17 protein-coding genes are annotated in these 16,342 nt (G+C 72.5%); 9 read left to right on the top strand and 8 right to left on the bottom strand.

What is annotated here, in order from left to right; translation table 11 throughout:
* Positions 1-58 precede the first annotated feature (58 nt).
* Entirely contained in the window at positions 59-1,969 is a 1,911-nt protein-coding gene (locus ACFMQL_RS31810; protein WP_378788442.1) for a M14 family zinc carboxypeptidase, read from the top strand.
* Positions 1,970-2,496: 527 nt separating this feature from the next.
* Entirely contained in the window at positions 2,497-2,991 is a 495-nt protein-coding gene (locus ACFMQL_RS31815) for a GNAT family N-acetyltransferase (protein ID WP_364052630.1), read from the top strand.
* Positions 2,992-3,038: 47 nt separating this feature from the next.
* Here ACFMQL_RS31815 and fusA read toward each other — a convergent pair whose 3' ends face one another.
* The gene (gene fusA, locus ACFMQL_RS31820; RefSeq protein ID WP_364052627.1) at positions 3,039-5,051 is read right to left on the bottom strand and encodes an elongation factor G; all 2,013 of its coding nucleotides are present in this window, start codon (positions 5,049-5,051) and stop codon (positions 3,039-3,041) included.
* A 540-nt stretch (positions 5,052-5,591) separates the two neighbouring features.
* Between fusA and ACFMQL_RS31825 the strand changes: the two genes are divergently transcribed.
* The gene (locus tag ACFMQL_RS31825) at positions 5,592-5,858 is read left to right on the top strand and encodes a WGxxGxxG family protein (protein ID WP_364052624.1); all 267 of its coding nucleotides are present in this window, start codon (positions 5,592-5,594) and stop codon (positions 5,856-5,858) included.
* A 108-nt stretch (positions 5,859-5,966) separates the two neighbouring features.
* Here the strand turns inward: ACFMQL_RS31825 and ACFMQL_RS31830 are convergent, their stop codons facing one another.
* Entirely contained in the window at positions 5,967-7,271 is a 1,305-nt protein-coding gene (locus tag ACFMQL_RS31830) for an FAD-binding protein (RefSeq protein ID WP_364052621.1), read from the bottom strand.
* 230 nt (positions 7,272-7,501) lie between these two features.
* On the opposite strand from ACFMQL_RS31830, the gene ACFMQL_RS31835 reads away from it, so the two are divergent.
* A complete protein-coding gene (locus ACFMQL_RS31835; protein WP_364052618.1) occupies positions 7,502-8,554 on the top strand; it encodes an ABC transporter substrate-binding protein in 1,053 nt (350 codons plus the stop codon).
* Positions 8,555-8,592: 38 nt separating this feature from the next.
* Here ACFMQL_RS31835 and ACFMQL_RS31840 read toward each other — a convergent pair whose 3' ends face one another.
* Both ACFMQL_RS31840 and ACFMQL_RS31845 read right to left on the bottom strand, forming a co-directional pair.
* The gene (locus tag ACFMQL_RS31840) at positions 8,593-9,075 is read right to left on the bottom strand and encodes a metallophosphoesterase family protein (protein ID WP_364052615.1); all 483 of its coding nucleotides are present in this window, start codon (positions 9,073-9,075) and stop codon (positions 8,593-8,595) included.
* 31 nt (positions 9,076-9,106) lie between these two features.
* A complete protein-coding gene (locus tag ACFMQL_RS31845; protein ID WP_378788445.1) occupies positions 9,107-10,339 on the bottom strand; it encodes an RNA polymerase sigma factor in 1,233 nt (410 codons plus the stop codon).
* A gap of 128 nt (positions 10,340-10,467) precedes the next feature.
* Between ACFMQL_RS31845 and ACFMQL_RS31850 the strand changes: the two genes are divergently transcribed.
* The 4 genes from ACFMQL_RS31850 (at position 10,468) to ACFMQL_RS31865 (ending at position 13,136) form a co-directional block, all read left to right on the top strand.
* Positions 10,468-11,352: a nucleotidyltransferase domain-containing protein gene (locus ACFMQL_RS31850; RefSeq protein ID WP_364052609.1), complete on the top strand. Its 885-nt coding sequence runs from the start codon at positions 10,468-10,470 to the stop codon at positions 11,350-11,352.
* Positions 11,353-11,476: 124 nt separating this feature from the next.
* Positions 11,477-12,328 (top strand): ATP-binding cassette domain-containing protein, encoded by an 852-nt coding sequence (locus ACFMQL_RS31855; protein WP_364052606.1) that lies wholly within the window; start codon positions 11,477-11,479, stop codon positions 12,326-12,328.
* Between the two features lie 131 nt (positions 12,329-12,459).
* A complete protein-coding gene (locus ACFMQL_RS31860) occupies positions 12,460-12,768 on the top strand; it encodes a DNA-binding protein (RefSeq protein WP_378788447.1) in 309 nt (102 codons plus the stop codon).
* Positions 12,765-13,136, top strand: coding sequence for a DUF4180 domain-containing protein (locus ACFMQL_RS31865; protein ID WP_378788449.1), 372 nt, complete (start codon positions 12,765-12,767; stop codon positions 13,134-13,136). Before ACFMQL_RS31860 ends, ACFMQL_RS31865 begins: the two co-directional genes overlap by 4 nt.
* Positions 13,137-13,148: 12 nt before the next feature.
* On the opposite strand, the gene ACFMQL_RS31870 is transcribed toward ACFMQL_RS31865, so the two are convergent.
* From ACFMQL_RS31870 to ACFMQL_RS31880, 3 genes are all read right to left on the bottom strand, one after another.
* A complete protein-coding gene (locus ACFMQL_RS31870; protein ID WP_378788451.1) occupies positions 13,149-13,970 on the bottom strand; it encodes a TetR/AcrR family transcriptional regulator in 822 nt (273 codons plus the stop codon).
* A gap of 70 nt (positions 13,971-14,040) precedes the next feature.
* Positions 14,041-14,361, bottom strand: coding sequence for a multidrug efflux SMR transporter (locus tag ACFMQL_RS31875; RefSeq protein WP_364052594.1), 321 nt, complete (start codon positions 14,359-14,361; stop codon positions 14,041-14,043).
* A 28-nt stretch (positions 14,362-14,389) separates the two neighbouring features.
* Positions 14,390-14,749, bottom strand: a complete 360-nt coding sequence (locus ACFMQL_RS31880) for a multidrug efflux SMR transporter (protein WP_364052591.1) — start codon at positions 14,747-14,749, stop codon at positions 14,390-14,392.
* Positions 14,750-14,852: 103 nt separating this feature from the next.
* Here ACFMQL_RS31880 and ACFMQL_RS31885 point away from each other — a divergent pair, with 103 nt between their 5' ends.
* Positions 14,853-15,380 (top strand): MarR family transcriptional regulator, encoded by a 528-nt coding sequence (locus ACFMQL_RS31885; protein ID WP_364052588.1) that lies wholly within the window; start codon positions 14,853-14,855, stop codon positions 15,378-15,380.
* A gap of 70 nt (positions 15,381-15,450) precedes the next feature.
* Here the strand turns inward: ACFMQL_RS31885 and ACFMQL_RS31890 are convergent, their stop codons facing one another.
* Positions 15,451-16,290 carry an LLM class flavin-dependent oxidoreductase gene (locus tag ACFMQL_RS31890; protein WP_378788454.1) on the bottom strand — a complete coding sequence of 280 codons (840 nt, stop codon included), beginning with the start codon at positions 16,288-16,290 and terminating at the stop codon, positions 15,451-15,453.
* Between the last annotated feature and the right edge of the window lie 52 nt (positions 16,291-16,342).

Here is a 16,342-nt window from a genome sequence, read left to right on the forward strand (position 1 = left end):
GTTCCCGCGGTCGCCGGGCCTGGCAGATCCCGAGGCGGTCTCGCTGGTCACGCTGTCCGTGCCGGACCGGGCGGTCATGGAGCGGCTGGTGGCGTCCGGCGCCGACCTCACCGAACGCGTACGTCCCCAACCCGACGGCAGCGTCCAGGTGGACGCCGTCGTCACCCCGACCCAGCTTGCCGAGTTCCGCACGCTCGGCGCGGCCCCCGCCGGCGAGGCGAGCCCGGCCAGGACGCACAAGGACTCCCGGCCGGCGCCAGGCCGCGACCAGGTCGTGATCGAGCGGGCGGTCTGGTACAAGTCGCGCGACGGCTACTTCCTCTCCGTGGAGGCGTCGAGCAGCGCCGCACAGGCCGCCACGCTCACCGTCGAGTGGCGGGGCAAGCGCGGCACGGCGGGCAGGGCCGAGATGGTCGCGTACGTGGACGCGGGCGCGTACCTGGGCCACCAGTTCAGCACCCCGGTCCCGGCCGACCAGCAGCCGCAGAAGATCACCGTCACCTCGACCGGCGGCGGCAGGGCCGACGCGCGCGTGCGCGAGTGGCCGGACGGCGAGCGGCCCGGCAAGCACGGCCGCGGCTACCAGAAGGACTTCATCACCCAGTACATGCCGCCGGCCCAGCTCAACGAGCGCATCAAGACGCTGCACCGGCAGTTCCCCGAGCTCACCGACATCATCACGCTGCCGTACCGGACGAACGGCTACCGCCGCCACGCCCAGGCGCTCATCGGCACCGTCCCGGACAAGGCCATCGTGATCACCTCGAACGCCTACGGCTCCGAGGGCGGCAACGACCTGTCCGTCGAGCTGGTCGCCCCGGGCACGCCGGGCAGCCCGCTGCGGGTGTCGCTCGACGGCAAGCTCGTCACGGTCAGCCTGGCCACGAACGACGCGGGCGAGCCGGTCAGCACGGCGGCCGAGGTGGTCGCCGCGATCAACGCGACGCCGGGCCTGCCGCTGAAGGCGTCGCGCTACCGTACGGACCCGGGGGCCGGCGTCATGGCGCCCACGCCGCCCGTCCAGCTCGACGACTTCCTCAGCGCCCCCGCCGACGTCTCCAGGAAGCCCGCCGAGGTGCTGGCGCTGCGCATCGGCACCCGCCGCGACGGCTCGCGCACCGGCGTGCTCGCCTACGCGCAGGAGCACGCGCGCGAGTGGGTGACGCCGCTGGTCACGATCGAGGCGGCGGAGCGGCTGCTGCGCAACTACGCCGGGGACAAGGCGACCCGGCGGCTGCTGGAGCGTACGGACATCTTCATCGTGCCGACCGTCAACCCCGACGGCGCGAACTACAGCTTCTACGACTTCAACTCCCAGCGGAAGAACATGACGAACCACTGCCCGCCCGAGCAGTCCGATCCGGCGCTGCGCAACCAGTGGGGCGTGGACGTCAACCGCAACTACGCCGTCGGCTCCCATCACGACGGCTACTTCGGGGCCTCGGGCAACTGCCAGAGCGGCACGTACGCGGGCCCGGCCGAGCACTCCGAGCCGGAGAGCCGCAACGTCATCTGGCTGGCCGAGCGGTTCCGCAACATCAAGTTCGCCATGAACGTGCACAGCTACGGCGGCTACTTCATGTGGCCGCCCGGCGCGTACAAGGCGGACGGCCGCCTCACCCTGCCCAGGCCGACGCCGAAGGAGGAGAAGTTCTTCGAACGCTCGTCCGAGACGATACTCAAGGCCATCGCCGCCGAGCGCGGCACCGTGATCTGGCCGCAGCAGACCGGGCCGGTGACGGACGTGCTGTACTCGGCGGCCGGCAACTCGGCCGATGAGCTCTGGTACGACCACGGCATCTACGGCTGGGACTTCGAGGTCGGCGCCGACCTGTGGAACGCCGAGACGCGCAGCTGGCAGGGCGTGGGCTTCCAGCCGCCGTTCGAGGAGGGCCACGCCGAGGCGATGGAGTTCGCCGCCGGTCTGATCTCGCTCATCGGCATCGCCGCCGACTACCGCGAGCCGTAACACCGGGAATGACCACCGGGCGGCCGGGACCTCGCACCCGGCCGCCCGGCCGTATCGACATCCGCGACAACCCTTGCCAGCACCCCTCCGCCCCCCGCAACACCGTCGAGCCGGAACCCCGGAGGTTCTCCGTGCGCTCACCGGCCGCCCTGCTCGGCACCGCGGTCGCGACCCCCTGTTCACCGCACCCCAGCAGGTCTCACCCGCCGAGCCCGCGCAGCCCGCCGTCCGCGACTCCGGCAACGGCCTCGAGCGCAACGAGATCGCGGCCGGCCTCCCCGAGCAGGCCAGGGGTCAGGCGGCGGTGATCAGCGGCAGGGACGAGGGCGGCGCGGCGGTCGTCATGTTCGGCACCGAGCCGATGTTCCGCAACCCCCCAAGGGCCTGTTCCCGCAGGTGGCGCGGGCCCGGTACTGGGCGTCATCGATCCACTCCGCAGCGGTCACAAGTCCATGATCTGCTAGTATTCCGGTACTCCATCCCTTCCGGCCGGAAATCACCTTAGGTTCCGGCCGGAAACTGCGTTCATGACCCTTTTCACCGTACGTCCCGTCATTCCCTCCGACCGGGCGGTCGTGGAACGCCTGTGGCTGATGTTCCGCCACGACATGTCCGAGTTCCAGGGCGGGCTGCCCCTTCCCGACGCCACCTTCCGCAGCGAGCGGCTCGAATCCGCCTTCACCGGCCCCGGCTGGGCGGCGTACCTGCTGAGCAGCGGCGACCGGCCCGCCGGGTTCGCGTTCGTGCGCGGCCTCGACGGGCCGGTCCGCGTGCTCAACAGCTTCTTCGTGGTGCGCGGCGCCCGCCGCTCCGGCCTCGGCCTGCGGGCCGTCAAGGAGGTCATCGCCCGGCACCCGGGCCGGTGGGAGATCGCCTTCCAGGACGCCAACGCCGGCGCGGTCGCGTTCTGGCGGCGCGTCGCCACCGAGCTGGCGGGCGACGCCTGGACCGAGGAGCACCGCCCCGTGCCCGGCAAGCCCGATGTCCCGCCGGACACGTGGATCTCGTTCGCGACCGCATGAGCGGATCCCCGCCCCCGGCAGCGGAAAGCCCGGGGGCGGGGGAGCGGTCAGCCGGCCGGGGCGTAACCGGCGGGCCGGGTGGTGAACGTGCCCCGCCCCTGCGTACGGCTGCGCAGCCGGGACGCGTACCCGAACACCTCGGCCAGCGGCACCACCGCCGTGATCACCACACTGCCGGCCCGCGCCTGCGAGCCGGACACGCGCCCGCGCCGGGCGGCGAGGTCGCCGAGCACCGCGCCCGCCATCGCGTCGGGCACCGTCACCGTCACCTCCACCACCGGCTCGAGCAGCACCATCTCGCAGGCCCGCAGCGCCTCGCGCAGACCGAGCCGGCCCGCCGCGCGGAAGGCCATCTCCGATGAGTCCTTCACGTGCGTGGCGCCGTCGGTCAGCGTCACCCGCAGCCCGGTCACCGGATGCCCGCCGAGCGGGCCGCTTTCCAGCGCGTCCCGGCAGCCGAGCTCGACCGCGCGCACGTACTCGCGCGGCACCCGCCCGCCGGTCACGGTCGACGCGAACGCGAAGCCCTCATCCAGCGGCTCCACGTCCAGCACGACGTGGGCGAACTGCCCGGCGCCGCCGTCCTGCTTGACGTGCCGGTAGAGCACCCCCGACACGCCGCGCACGACGGCCTCGCGGTAGGCGACCTTCGGCCGGCCGACCGCGACCTCCAGCCGGTGGTCGCGGCGCAGCTTCTCGGCCGCCACCTCCAGGTGCAGCTCGCCCATCCCGGACAGCACGGTCTGGCCGGTCTCGGGGTCGGTGCGTACCGACAGCGACGGGTCCTCCTCGGCGAGCCTGGCCAGCGCCGCCGCCAGCCGGTCGCTGTCGACGCTCTTGCGCGGCTCGACCGCCACCGACACCACCGGCTCGGTCGCGGCCGGCGGCTCCAGCAGCAGCGGGGCGTCCTGCGCGCACAGCGTCGTACCGGCGCGGGCCGCCTTCGGCCCGACGACCGCGACGATGTCGCCGGCCACCGCCACGTCCGTGTCGGCGTGCCGGTCGGCCTGCACGCGCAGGATCCGGCCGACGCGCTCGGTCTTGCCGGTCCCGGCGTCCAGCACCGTGTCGCCCTTGCGCAGCGTGCCCGAGTAGACGCGCAGGTACGTCAGCCGCCCCGACGCCGCCGAGGTCACCTTGAACACCAGCGCCGCCAGCGGCGCCTCCGGGTCGGCCGGCCGCTCCTCGCCCTCCTGGCCGCGCACGGCGGGCACGTCCAGCGGCGACGGCAGGTAGCGGACCACCGCGTCGAGCAGCGGCTCGATGCCCCGGTTCCGGTACGCCGAGCCGCACAGCACCACCACGCCCGCGCCCGTACGGGTCAGGTCGCGCAGCGCGGCCGTCAGCGTCTCCTGGGACAGGGACGGCTGGGCGCAGAACTCCTCCAGCGCGCCCGCATGCAGCTCGGCCACCGCCTCCTCCAGCAGCCGGCGCCGCCGCGTCGCCTCCTCCACCAGGTCGCCGGGCACCGGCCCGGTCTCGTAGGCGTCACCCGACCACACCAGCGCTCGCATGGCGATGAGATCCACCACGCCGGTGAAGCCGTCCTCACGGCCGATCGGGAGCTGCACGACCAGCGGCGCCGGGTGCAGCCGCTCGCGGATGGACTCCACGGCGGCGTCCAGGTCGGCGCCCGGCCGGTCCAGCTTGTTGATGAACGCGATGCGCGGCACGCCGTACCGATCGGCCCGCCGCCACACCGACTCGCTCTGCGGCTCGACCCCGGCCACGCCGTCGAAAACGGCGATCGCGCCGTCGAGCACCCGCAGGGAACGTTCCACCTCGTCGGAGAAGTCGACGTGGCCGGGCGTGTCGATGAGGTTGATCCGGTGGCCGTCCCAGGTGCAGCTCACCGCCGCCGCGAAGATCGTGATGCCGCGGTCGCGCTCCTGCGGGTCGAAGTCGGTGACGGTGGTGCCGTCGTGCACCTCACCGCGCTTGTACGTGGCGCCGGTGATGTACAGCATGCGCTCGGTGACGGTGGTCTTACCGGCGTCGACGTGCGCGAGGATGCCGAGGTTGCGGACGGTGGCAAGAGCGGAGGAAAGGTGAGCACGCAAGGTCCCATAGCCTTTCGGTGACGTTTCCGAACAGGACTGCGCGATTGGGCCCCGCGAAGGGGGTCTTCGTCAGGGCAGCAGCCGGCGCCGGCCGCGCAGCGGGCGCCGGGGCGACGAAGACACCTGGATCACCTCATGACGCGACGAGGGGATGACGACGGCGATGCGGTGGCGCATGGCCGGTCTCCCTTCTCTCGTCGCGTGATGATGCCGGTGGAAGAGTGTACTGATCTAGGAACGTCCGGCAACCAGTTTTTCCGGCTACTTTCGGCTTATCTGAAATATGCGGATAGTGATAATTGATGGCTCGTGAGGGTCATTTGGGCGTGCGCCGAGAATGCGGAAACCTCGCGTACGGCGGGGAATCCGCGCACGTCAGCGCCCTTCCGGCCCGATGAGAAGGCGTTTGATGCCGCGGCGTCGATGGTAGGGGCGTAGGTAGCAGGGGATGAGGAGATCGCCCCGCTATCGGAAGCCTTCATCGTGAAGGCGTGATAGGCGGTCTCCGCGGTCGCGAGACCGCCGGATCGGGGGAACCCAATGCGCAAGACCCTCACTGGGCTGGGCCTGGCGTTCTTTCTCACGCTGGCACCGGCATCCGCAGCACTGGCCGAGGTACCGGCCGGGCCGGTCGCGCAGAGCCAGGTGACACCGGCACCGCAGGAGAACAGGGACGAAGGAGGCGGCAACGCCGGCCTGTGGGGCCTGCTGGGCCTCCTGGGTCTGATCGGCCTCGCCGGCATGCGCAAGCAGCGCAATCACGTCGGCAGCGCGGAGCACATCACGCACCGCGGCAACAGGCCGTAACCAGGCCGATCCCCGGCCGCCCTGCCGGGGTGACGTCCCGACGTGACACGGCTGCCGTAGCAGGTCGGCCGTGTCACACCGGAGCGTCTTCAGGGCTGTTCACATTCTTCACAGGGTCACGTGCCCGACGTGGAAGACGCCGTCAGGGTCGTAGGCCCGCTTGATCTCGCGCAGCCGCGCGTAATCGTCCTTCTCGTACGCGGCCGCCGTCCGCGACGGGTCGGCCATGAAGTTCAGGAATCCGCCGCCGCTGGCGTGCGGCCGCAGCTCATCGGCCAGTCCCGGCACCACCGTGTCGACGATCACCGACAGCCGCGTCGAGCGCCGCCCGACCGGCCCGGTGTCCGGACCCGTCCTGCCCAGCGCGCCGCCCCAATGGCGCACCTCCACCGTTCCCGCCTGCTCCGACGTCCGCAGCAGTACGCCGATCACCTCGTCGCCGACGGCGTCGAACAGGTCGAGATGCCGCACCGGCGTCCCGCCCATCGAGCTCTTGGCGAACGTGGTCGGGCGGATCTCGTCGAGCAGCGGCTCGCCCGCGGCCCGCCACAGCGGCGCGAGCAGGCGCCGGGCCTCGGCGGACGGGCCCGCGTACAGCACCTTGATCATCACCACGTGCCGCCCGCGCACCGCCGCGGGCGTGCCGTCGTCGTCCGGCATGCGCCGCAGCACCACCGCCGTGCTGATCTCGTCGGGCGCGTCCTCGATCCAGCGCCGGTAGGCCGCCAGCGTGTCCGCCGCCGCCTCGATCGGGAAGTACGCGAACCCCGAGCACACCTCCGCCACCGGATACAGCCGGAACTCCAGCGCGGTCACCACGCCGAACCCGCCACCGCCGCCCCGCAGCGCCCAGAACAGCTCAGGGTGGCCGTCCGCGCTCGCCGTCACGTGCCGCCCGTCGGCCAGCAGCACCTCGGCCCGCAGCACGCTGTCGGCAGCGAACCCGTACGCGCGGCCCAGCCAGCCGAGCCCGCCGCCCAGCGTGTAGCCGGTGACCCCGACCGACGGCGCGGAGCCCGACAGCGGCGCCAGCCCGAACGGCGCGGCCGCCGCCAGCACCTCGCCCCACCGCGCCCCAGGCCCCACCCGCGCGACCTCGCGCACCGGGTCCACCAGTACCGACGCCATGGGCGCGGTCTTGACCAGCACGCCGCCGTCGCAGGCGACGTGCGTGCCGTGACCGGTCGCCTGCACCGCGAACAGCAGGCCGTGGGCCCGCGCCGCCAGCAGCGCCGCCCGCAGGTCGCCGGCCCCGTACGCCTCGGCCACCACGGCCGGGCGGGCGTCGAGCGCCGGGTTCACCGCGCGGCGCTGCTCGTCGTAGCCCGGCTCGCCCGGCCGGTGCACGGGGCCGGTGAAGCCCGGAATGCTGATGTCGTCCCGGATGTCCTGAATGCGGTGCGGCTGGCTCATCTGTCGGCCCCTTCTCGGCTCGCGCTCCCGGGACCGCGCCTTTCGGGTCCCTTGTGAGCTTCAGAATCCGCCGTTTCGGCCGCCCGCGAATCGGTCGCCCGTCGCCGCCCCGGCTACGCCGGCGGGCGTAAACGCGGGGCTGGGGCGTACGCCATGAGGATCATATGGTTAGGTAAGGCTAAGCTAATATCCAGTCCTTCAGGGCAAAGCCCGCGCAATGAGGAGCATCCATGTCCGCTGCCCCGCGCCGCACCCTCGCCGCCCTCGGCATAGCCGCACTCCTCGGCGCCAGCGCCTGCGCGGGGACCTCCGCCGTATCCTCCGCCGGGCCCTCCACCGGGTCCCCGGCCACCCCCTCCGCGTCCGGCGGCCGGACGCAGGGCGAATGGACCTGGACCGACGACCGCGGCAAGACCATCACCCTGCCTGAGCGGCCCGAGCGCATCGTGGCCCAGTCGGGCGCCGCGGCGGCGCTGTGGGACTTCGGCGTGCGGCCGGTCGGCGTCTTCGGCCCGCACAAGCTGAAGAACGGCGGCCGCGACCCCGAGGTGGGCGAGGTCGACATCGACACCGTCGAGTCGATCGGCAACGTGTGGGGCGAGTTCAACGTCGAGAAGTACGCCTCGCTCCAGCCCGACCTCCTGGTGGCCGGGATGTACCAGAAGAACACCCTCTGGTACGTGCCCGAGGAGTCACTCGACGCCATCGACCAGATCGCGCCCACGGTCGGCGTGCAGCTCAGCGGCAAGCCGCTGCCCGGCATCATCGAGCGGTACGGCGAGCTCGCCGCCGCGCTCGGCGCGGACCCTGACGCCCCCGCCGTGGCCGAGGCCAGGAAGCGGTTCGACGCGGCGAGCGCCGCGCTGAAGGAGCTCGCGGCCAAGCGGCCCGGCCTCACGGTGATGGTGGTCACCGCGACCCCGGACGCGCTGTACGTCGCGTACAAGCCGGACCACCCCGACATCGCCTACTGGAGCGAGCTCGGCCTGAACATCGTCTCCCCCGAGCGGCCGACCGAGAGCGAAGGCGGCTTCTGGGAGGTGCTGAGCTGGGAGAACGCCGACAAGTACAAAGCCGACGTGATCCTCGTCGACGCCCGCGCCCAGTCGATGAAGGCCGAGGAGATGGCCAAGAAGCCGACCTGGGCCGACCTGCCCGCCGTCAAGGCCGGCCAGGTCTACCCGTGGCACGCGGCCGAGCGCTACAGCCACCTCGGCTACGCCAAGGTGATGGAAGAGCTGGTGGCCGAGCTGGACAAGGCCCGCGACGACGTCGTCTCCTGACCGCGGTTCTCACGTCACCGGGACGATGACCGCCGTTCTCAGGTCACCGGGACGATCTCCGCGCGCACCAGCGCGCCGTCCTCGATCGTGAGCAGCCCCAGCGTGCCGTGCGGCTGGCGGCGGCGGTCGGTGGGGGAGCCGGGATTGAAGATCCGCAGGCCGTCGCCCGACTCGTCCAGCGGGATGTGCGAGTGACCGAAGACGACCAGGCCGGCGTCCGGGAAGCGGCGCCGCATCCTCGCCGTCCTGCCCTTGGCCGGGCCGCTGTCGTGGATCATGCCGACCCGCAGCCCGTCCAGCGTCAGCTCCAGCGTCTCGGGCGCGTCCACGTCGGGGCCGTCGTTGTTGCCCTTGACGACGTGCACCGGCGCGTACGCCGCCAGCTCCTCCAGCACCGACGGCACGCACACGTCGCCCGCGTGCAGGATGACGTCCGCGCCGCGCAGGTGCTCGGCCACGCGCGGCGGGCACGAGCGCCAGCGCCTGGGCGCATGCGTGTCGGACAGCGCGACCACCTTCACGCCGTCACCCCTGCCCGCCGCACCGCACGCCTCACTCCAGCGCCGCCGCCCGTTCCTCCAGGTAACGCTGCTCGGGCAGGCTCGTGGTCAGCCGCGCCGCCTCGCGGTACGCCGCCACCGCCTCCGCCGTGTCGCCCGCCAGCTCCAGCAGGTGCGCCCGGACGGCCACCCGCCGGTGGTGCCGCGCCATGCGCCCGTCGGCGGCCAGCTCGTCGAGCAGCGCGAGCCCGGCGCGCGGCCCGCGCACCATGGCCACGGCCACCGCGTGGTTGAGCCGGACCACCGGGTTGTCCTCGATGCCGAGCAGCATCTCGTACAGGGCCAGGATCTGCGGCCAGTCGGTCTCATCCGCCGTCGCCGCCTCGTCGTGCACCGCCGCGATGGCCGCCTGCAACTGGTACGGCCCCACCGGCGACGTCGCCAGCGCCTTGCTCACCAGCTCCACGCCCTCCTGGATGAGCGCGCGATCCCACAGGCCGCGGTCCTGCTCGGCCAGCGGGATCAGCCGCCCGTCACCGTCGGTGCGGGCCGGCCTGCGGGCCTCGGTGAGCAGCATCAGCGCAAGCAGCCCGGCCACCTCGCCGTCGCCGGGCAGCAGCCGGTGCACCGCCCTGGCCAGCCGGATCGCCTCGGCCGTCAGATCGGTCCTGAGCAGCTCGGGGCCCGAGGTCGCGGTGTAGCCCTCGTTGAAGATCAGGTAGAGGACGTGGAGCACGACCCGCAGCCGCTCGGCCCGCTCGCTCTCCGGCGGCATCGCGAACTCCAGGCCGCTCGCCTTGATGCGCTGCTTGGCCCGGCTGATGCGCTGCGCCATCGTCGCCTCCGGCACCAGGAACGCGCTTGCGATCTGCGCCGTCGTCAGGCCGCCCACCGCCCGCAACGTCAGCGCGAGCTGCGACGGCGCCGACAGCGACGGATGGCAGCACAGGAACAGCAGGGTCAGCGTGTCGTCGGAGTCGCCCGGCCGCTCCTCGCCCGGCGGCGCGGCCACGTGGGCATCGGCGGGGACGCCGACCGCCACGCTCTCCTCCCTGCGGCGGCGCGCGTTCTCGCTGCGGATGTGGTCGATGACCCGCCTCGATGCCACGGTCGTCAGCCAGGCCCGCGGGTTGTCCGGCACCCCCTGCTCCGGCCACTGCACGGAGGCGTCGAGCAGGGCCTCCTGCACCGCGTCCTCGCAGGTGTCGAACTGCTCGTAGCGGCGCACGAGCGTGCCCAGGACCTGCGGGGCCAGCTCGCGCAGCAGCGCCTCGACCTCGCTCACGCCCTCACCTCGCACGTCCCGCCTTCCACCTGGCCATCGTAGGGGCGGTACGGCGTCCCGCGCCGATTTCCGGTGGCGCGCGCATGACCGCCGGGAGATGTCCTGACGTGCTGACTATGCTCGGCGGAATGCAGCACACAGACCATGACAGGCCCGACCTGAACGGCCGTGACCTGGACGGCCCCGACCTGGACGGCCCCGACCTGGACGGGATCGCGCGGCGGCTGCTGGAGGTGCCCGGAGTGGTGGCGGTGGCGCTGGGCGGCAGCCGCGCCCGCGGCACCCACCGCCCCGACTCCGACATCGACCTCGGCCTCTACTACCGGGGCCGGCTCGCCGTCGACGAGCTGCGCGCGCTCGCACGCGAGATCACCGGCGCCGACACCGACGTGACCGAGCCGGGCGGCTGGGGGCCGTGGGTGAACGGCGGCGGCTGGCTCGTCGTGGACGGCTGGCACGTGGACTGGATCTACCGCGACCTCGACCGGGTACAGCGGATCTGGCGCGACTGCCGGGCCGGCCGCTACGAGGTCGGCTTCCAGGTGGGTCATCCGCTCGGCTTCTACTCGCACGCGTACGCGGGTGAGGTGGCCCTGTGCCGGGTGCTCGCCGATCCCGGGGGAGAGCTGACCGCGCTGCGCGCCGAGGCCGTCCACTACCCGCCCGCCCTGCGCGACGCGCTCATCCAGGGACTGTGGGAGTGCGACTTCGCCCTGACGATCGCCACGTACGGCATGCTGGGCAACGACCCCTCGTACGCGGCGGCCACCCTGTTCCGCGCCATCGGCGTGGCCTGCCAGGCGCTGCACGCGGCCGAAGGCGTCTGGCTGATCAACGAGAAGGGCATGATCGCCTCCGCCGCCCGGCTGCCGTCGGCTCCCGAACGCTTCGCCGAGCGCGCCCAGGCGCTCCTGGCCAACGTGGGCGGCACTCCCGAGGAGATCGGCCGCACCCTCGAAGACGCCAACGCCCTCATCGCCGACGTACGCGCCGCCTGCGGAGCCACCGGCTAAACATCAGATGTCTGACACGCTGATAACTTGGGCTCCGGATGTGAAGCGATGAAGGGAGAGACGTGGTGACGCAAGCGTCCACGACGGACGGCGCGAAAGCGGTCACGGACGGTGAGGTGGCACGATGACGGTCGTCTCCCGCCCCGCCGACAGCGGGCCCGTGCTGCGGGCCGGAGAGGTCGCGTTCATCCGTGACGGCCGTCACCTGCTGAGCGACATCTCGCTCACCGTGCACCCCGGCGAGCACTGGGCGCTGCTCGGCGCGAACGGCGCGGGCAAGAGCACGCTCCTCGCCCTGCTGGGCGCGGTCAACCATCCGAGCCGGGGCGTGGTCGAGGTGCTCGGCCGCAGGCTGGGCCGGGTGGACGTCCGTGAGCTGCGCTCCTACCTCGGTCACGTCAACCCTCGCCACACCCCCGACGGGCCCATGCGGGTGCGCGAGGTCGTGCTGACCGGGCTGACCAACACCGCCGCGCTCGTGCCCCGCTGGCAGCCAACCGAGCAGGAGGCGGAACGCGCCGACCGGCTCCTCGCCATGCTCGGCATGAGCGCCAAGGCCGGCGACCGGTGGCCCACCCTGTCGCAGGGCGAGCGCGGCCGTACGCTGATCGCCCGCGCCCTCATGCCGCAGCCCCGCCTGCTGCTCCTCGACGAGCCCGCCACCGGGCTCGACCTGGCCGCCCGCGAGCAGCTCCTGGCCGGCATCGACGCCTTGCGCGCCCGGCACCCCTCGCTGGCCACCGTCCTCGTGACCCACCACCTGGAGGAGCTGCCCGCCACCACCACGCACGCCATGCTGCTGCGTGACGGCCGCTGCCTGGCGAGCGGCCCGGTCGGCGACGTCCTCACCAGCGAGCTGGTGAGCGCCTGCTTCGACCACCCGGTACGCCTCGTGCGCGGCGACGACGGCCGCTGGGCCGCCCGCGCCGCCCGCGTCCCGGTCACCGTGCCCGGCGAGCCCGTCCCCGCCGCCTGACGCTTTCGGCGGATGGCGGAACATACCTGTCCGCCTCGTCTCCAAGGCCGGCCGGAACCGGCTCGCCGCCCAGGCCGGCCGCGACAACCGGAGAGTGGCGGATAGTCGAACGCGCGTGCCGCCTGCCCGCCGTGCGGGTCGGCAAGCAGTACCGCATCGCCGAGGACGACCTGGCCGCCTTCGCCGGGCTGCCCGCCGAACGGCCGCTGAGCCCGCGCCGCGCCGAGGCGACCAGCGTCGTCCAGGTGGACGGCATCGACCGGGCCGGCATGGACCGGATCGGCACGATGGTCCTCGGCGCGCTGTCGGCCGAGCGGAGCGGGCTGCGCGTCGAGTTCGCCTACGACGAGGAGCGCGCGCAGCTCAAGATCATCGTGCTCGGCGGGCTGGAGGAGACCGCCCAGGTCCTGCGGATCGTCGACGCTCTCGTACGGCCATGAGCACCCCAGGAGGGAACCCGATGCCCGGCGTCCACTGGTACGACCCCCAAGCCGCGCCGTTGAACGAGGCTCGCGACGTGATCGACCTCATCGGCGAGGCGTGGTCGAGCGGCGCCGCGTGGGTGGCCGTACCCGCCGACCGGCTGCCCGGCGGCTTCTTCACGCTCAGCACCGGCGTGGCCGGCGAGATCGCGCAGAAGTTCGTCAACTACGGCGTCGGCCTGTCGATCGTCGGCGACGTCTCCGGCCACATGGCGGCGAGCTCGGCGCTGCGCGCCTGGGTGCTGGAGTGCAACAGGGGCCGCCACATCTGGTTCGTCCGCGACGGTGATGAGCTGACCGCCCGCCTGGCGGGCGCGTCCACCTGAACCCCGGAGGCGTCACGTGGAAGGTGGCGCGGCCTGGCCGCCGTTCCCGTTCTGGGCGGCTCGGGCGGCCGCCGCCTCGATGCCGTCGAGCAGCACGGCAAGCCCGACCGAGAACGTCTCGCTCACCCGATGCTCCAGGTACGGCTCGTCGCCGCCGGGCTCGGAGTCGTCCGACTCCACCCACCGGACCAGCGGGAACCGGTCGGCGAAGCCCGGCGCGACCTCGTCGAGCAGCGACGCGCGCGCCTGCCACCACTCCTCATCGGACACCCCGGTCGCCGAAGGGGCCTGGCGCGACTCGGCGACCGTCGTGGCGGCGCCCCTGACGAAGTCGAACAGCAGCGCCACCATCCCGCGCACCCGGCGCGGGCCGAGCCCGGTGCCGCGCAGGATCGCGACCAGGCTCTCCAGCATCGCGAACTCGTTGGGCCCCAGCACGGGACGCGCCTGCGACACCTGCAACGTCCAGGGGTGGCGCAGGTAGAAGGCGAGCGTCTGCTCGGCCCACGCCGTCAGCGCCGACCGCCAGCCGCCGCTCAGGTCGTACTCGGCGGGCAGCTCGGCCAGGGCGCGGTCGTACATGAGGTCGATCAGCTCGCCCTTGCCCGGCACGTACGTGTAGAGCGCCATGCCGGTGCGGCCCAGCCGCTCGCCCACCCTGCGCATGGACAGCGCCGCCATGCCCTCGGAGTCGGCCACCTCGATCGCGGCGTCCACGATCGCGTCGACGCTCAGCCCCGGTTTGGGCCCAGGCCGCGCCTCATTCGGCTCGCCGCTGCGCCACAGCAGCGCCATCGACCGTCGCGCGTCACCCTGACCGGCGTAGACGACCAAGCCGAACTCCCCGGAACCGACAACTCCTTACGGCATAAGATATCAGCGGCCCGGTCACCGGCCGTCACGCTCAGACGCCAGAGGTGATCTTGAGGAGGGCGACGCCGCCGATGATGGCGACGAACGAGCCGAGCTTGACCGGGGTGATCTTCTCCTTGTAGATGAGCGCGCCGAGCACGACCGTGCCGATGGAACCGATACCGGTCCAGACGGTGTAGCCGACGCCGACGTCCAGCGTCTTGAGCGCCAGGCTGAGCGTGAAGATGCCGCCGGCGGCGGCCAGCAGCGTGAAGACCGACGGCCAGAGCCGGGTGAAGCCCTTGGTGGCGTTGGTGCCGAGGGCGAAGGCGATCTCGAAGACGATCGCGATGGACAGGTAGATCCAGGCCATGATCAAGCTCCTTGGGTTGCGAGGGGTGTCAGGCGGCGGTCGGCTCCGTGGGCTGCCGCTTGGCGCCCGTCAGGCGGTCGGCCATCTTGAGCCCGAGCACGCCGCCGATGATCAGGACGAAGGCGAGGGCCTTCCAGGCGTTCATCTCCTCACCGAAGATCAGGGTGCCGAGGACGACGGTGCCGACCGAGCCGATGCCGGTCCAGACGGTGTAGCCGACGCCGACGTCAAGGGTCTTCAGCGCCAGGCTCAGGAAGAAGATGCCGCCGGCCGCGGCGACGGCCGTGAGCACGGACGGCCACAGCCGCGTGAAGCCCTCGGTGGCGTTGGTGGCCAGCGCGAAGACGACCTCGAAGACGGACGCGATGAGCAGATAGATCCACGCCACTAGTGCCTCCTATATGTATGTACGTGCAAATAAGTACGAGCTATGTTGTATGTACATGTATCCTCCTGTCAAGCCGATCTCCAGGACGAAGAGAGGCTCAGCGATGACCCGTACGGCACCCGCCGCCCCCGATCCAGAGCCGGCTTCCGAGCCGGTTCCCGGGCCGGTTTCCGGCTCGCCCGCCACTGACGCTCCAGGTGACATCACCGCCACCTGGCAGCGCGTCCTGCTGCTGCACTCCCAAGTCGAGAGCAGGCTCGCCGCCGCGCTCCAGCGCAAGCACGGCGTCGGCCTGTCCGAGTACCGCGCGCTCGGCCACCTCGCCGCCTCTCCCGCCAGCGAGCTGCGCATGCAGGAGCTCGCCGACAAGCTCGGGCTCAACCAGAGCTCGGTGACCCGCCTGGTCGCCCGGCTGAACGCGGCCGACTTCGCCTACCGCGACCTGTGCCCTGACGACAAGCGCGGCGTCTACGCCGTCATCACCGACGCCGGCCGTGCCCGTTACGCCGAGGCGCGCCGTACGTACGAGGAGGCCCTGCAGGCGGCGCTCGCGGAGGCGGGAAAGGCCGACCCGCACCTGACCGCCGCGCTCACGGCCCTGGCCGAGACCGCGCGGAGCGGCGGCAAGTGACGCCGGACGGCGCCCGCGACCACGCCCGGCTTCTGCCGCACCCAGGCGCTCGCCCGCCGCCGACCGGTGCCTACTTCCGCGTCCCGGCGGCGACGGCGGCCAGCATCTCCCAGGCGGCCTCGGGGTGCAGGGTCTCGGCCGGATCCTCATGGAACGGGTCGAACACCACCGTCTCCGCGCCCATCTCCCGCAGCCGCTCCAGGTCGTCCATGACCTGCTCGATCGTGCCTTCGCCCAGGCGCCGCTCGGCGCCCGTCACCGGCCGGTCCGTCACGCGCAGCAGGATGCGCGGGGCCAGCGCGGGCGCGGGACGCTCCTGCCCGGCGGCCATGTCCCGCAGCTTCGCCCACGTCTCGCGCAGCCACGGCAGCGTCATCCTCAGCGGATGCCACGCCTGGCCGAAGCGCAGCGTACGGCGCAGGGCCGCGTCGCTGCCGCCGCCCACCCAGATCGGCACCCCGCCGGAACGGTAGTCGCTCTCGTTCGCCCAGGCGGCCTTGATCGTCGCCAGGTGCTCGTCGGTCAGCCGGCCGCGCCGCTCGTGCGCCACCCCGAGGGCCTCGAACTCCTGCCGCGCCCAACCGGCGCCCACGCCCAGCACGAACCGGCCGCCGCTGAGGTCGTTGAGGTTGGCCGCCATGCGGGCGGTCAGCAGCGGGTGGCGGTAGGGGACGATCAGCACGGTGGTGCCGAGCGTGAGGCGGGTCGTGGTGCCCGCCAGCCAGGCCAGGGTGGTGAACGGGTCGTAGAAGGGGGCCGGGTACTGTTCGGCGACGTCAGGCGTGATCACCACGTGGTCGGAGACCATGAGCAGGTCGTAGCCGAGCCCCTCGACGGTGAGCGCCCACCGCCGCAGCGTCTCGGGGTCGGTGCCGGGGCCGAAGTTGGGGACGTTCACACCAAGTCGCATGATCGCAGGCTACCGGTGATCGTCTCGGGGGAGTGCGAACGGCCGAGGGAGT

This window comes from Nonomuraea fastidiosa (assembly GCF_042751225.1).
Lineage (GTDB): Bacteria > Actinomycetota > Actinomycetes > Streptosporangiales > Streptosporangiaceae > Nonomuraea > Nonomuraea fastidiosa.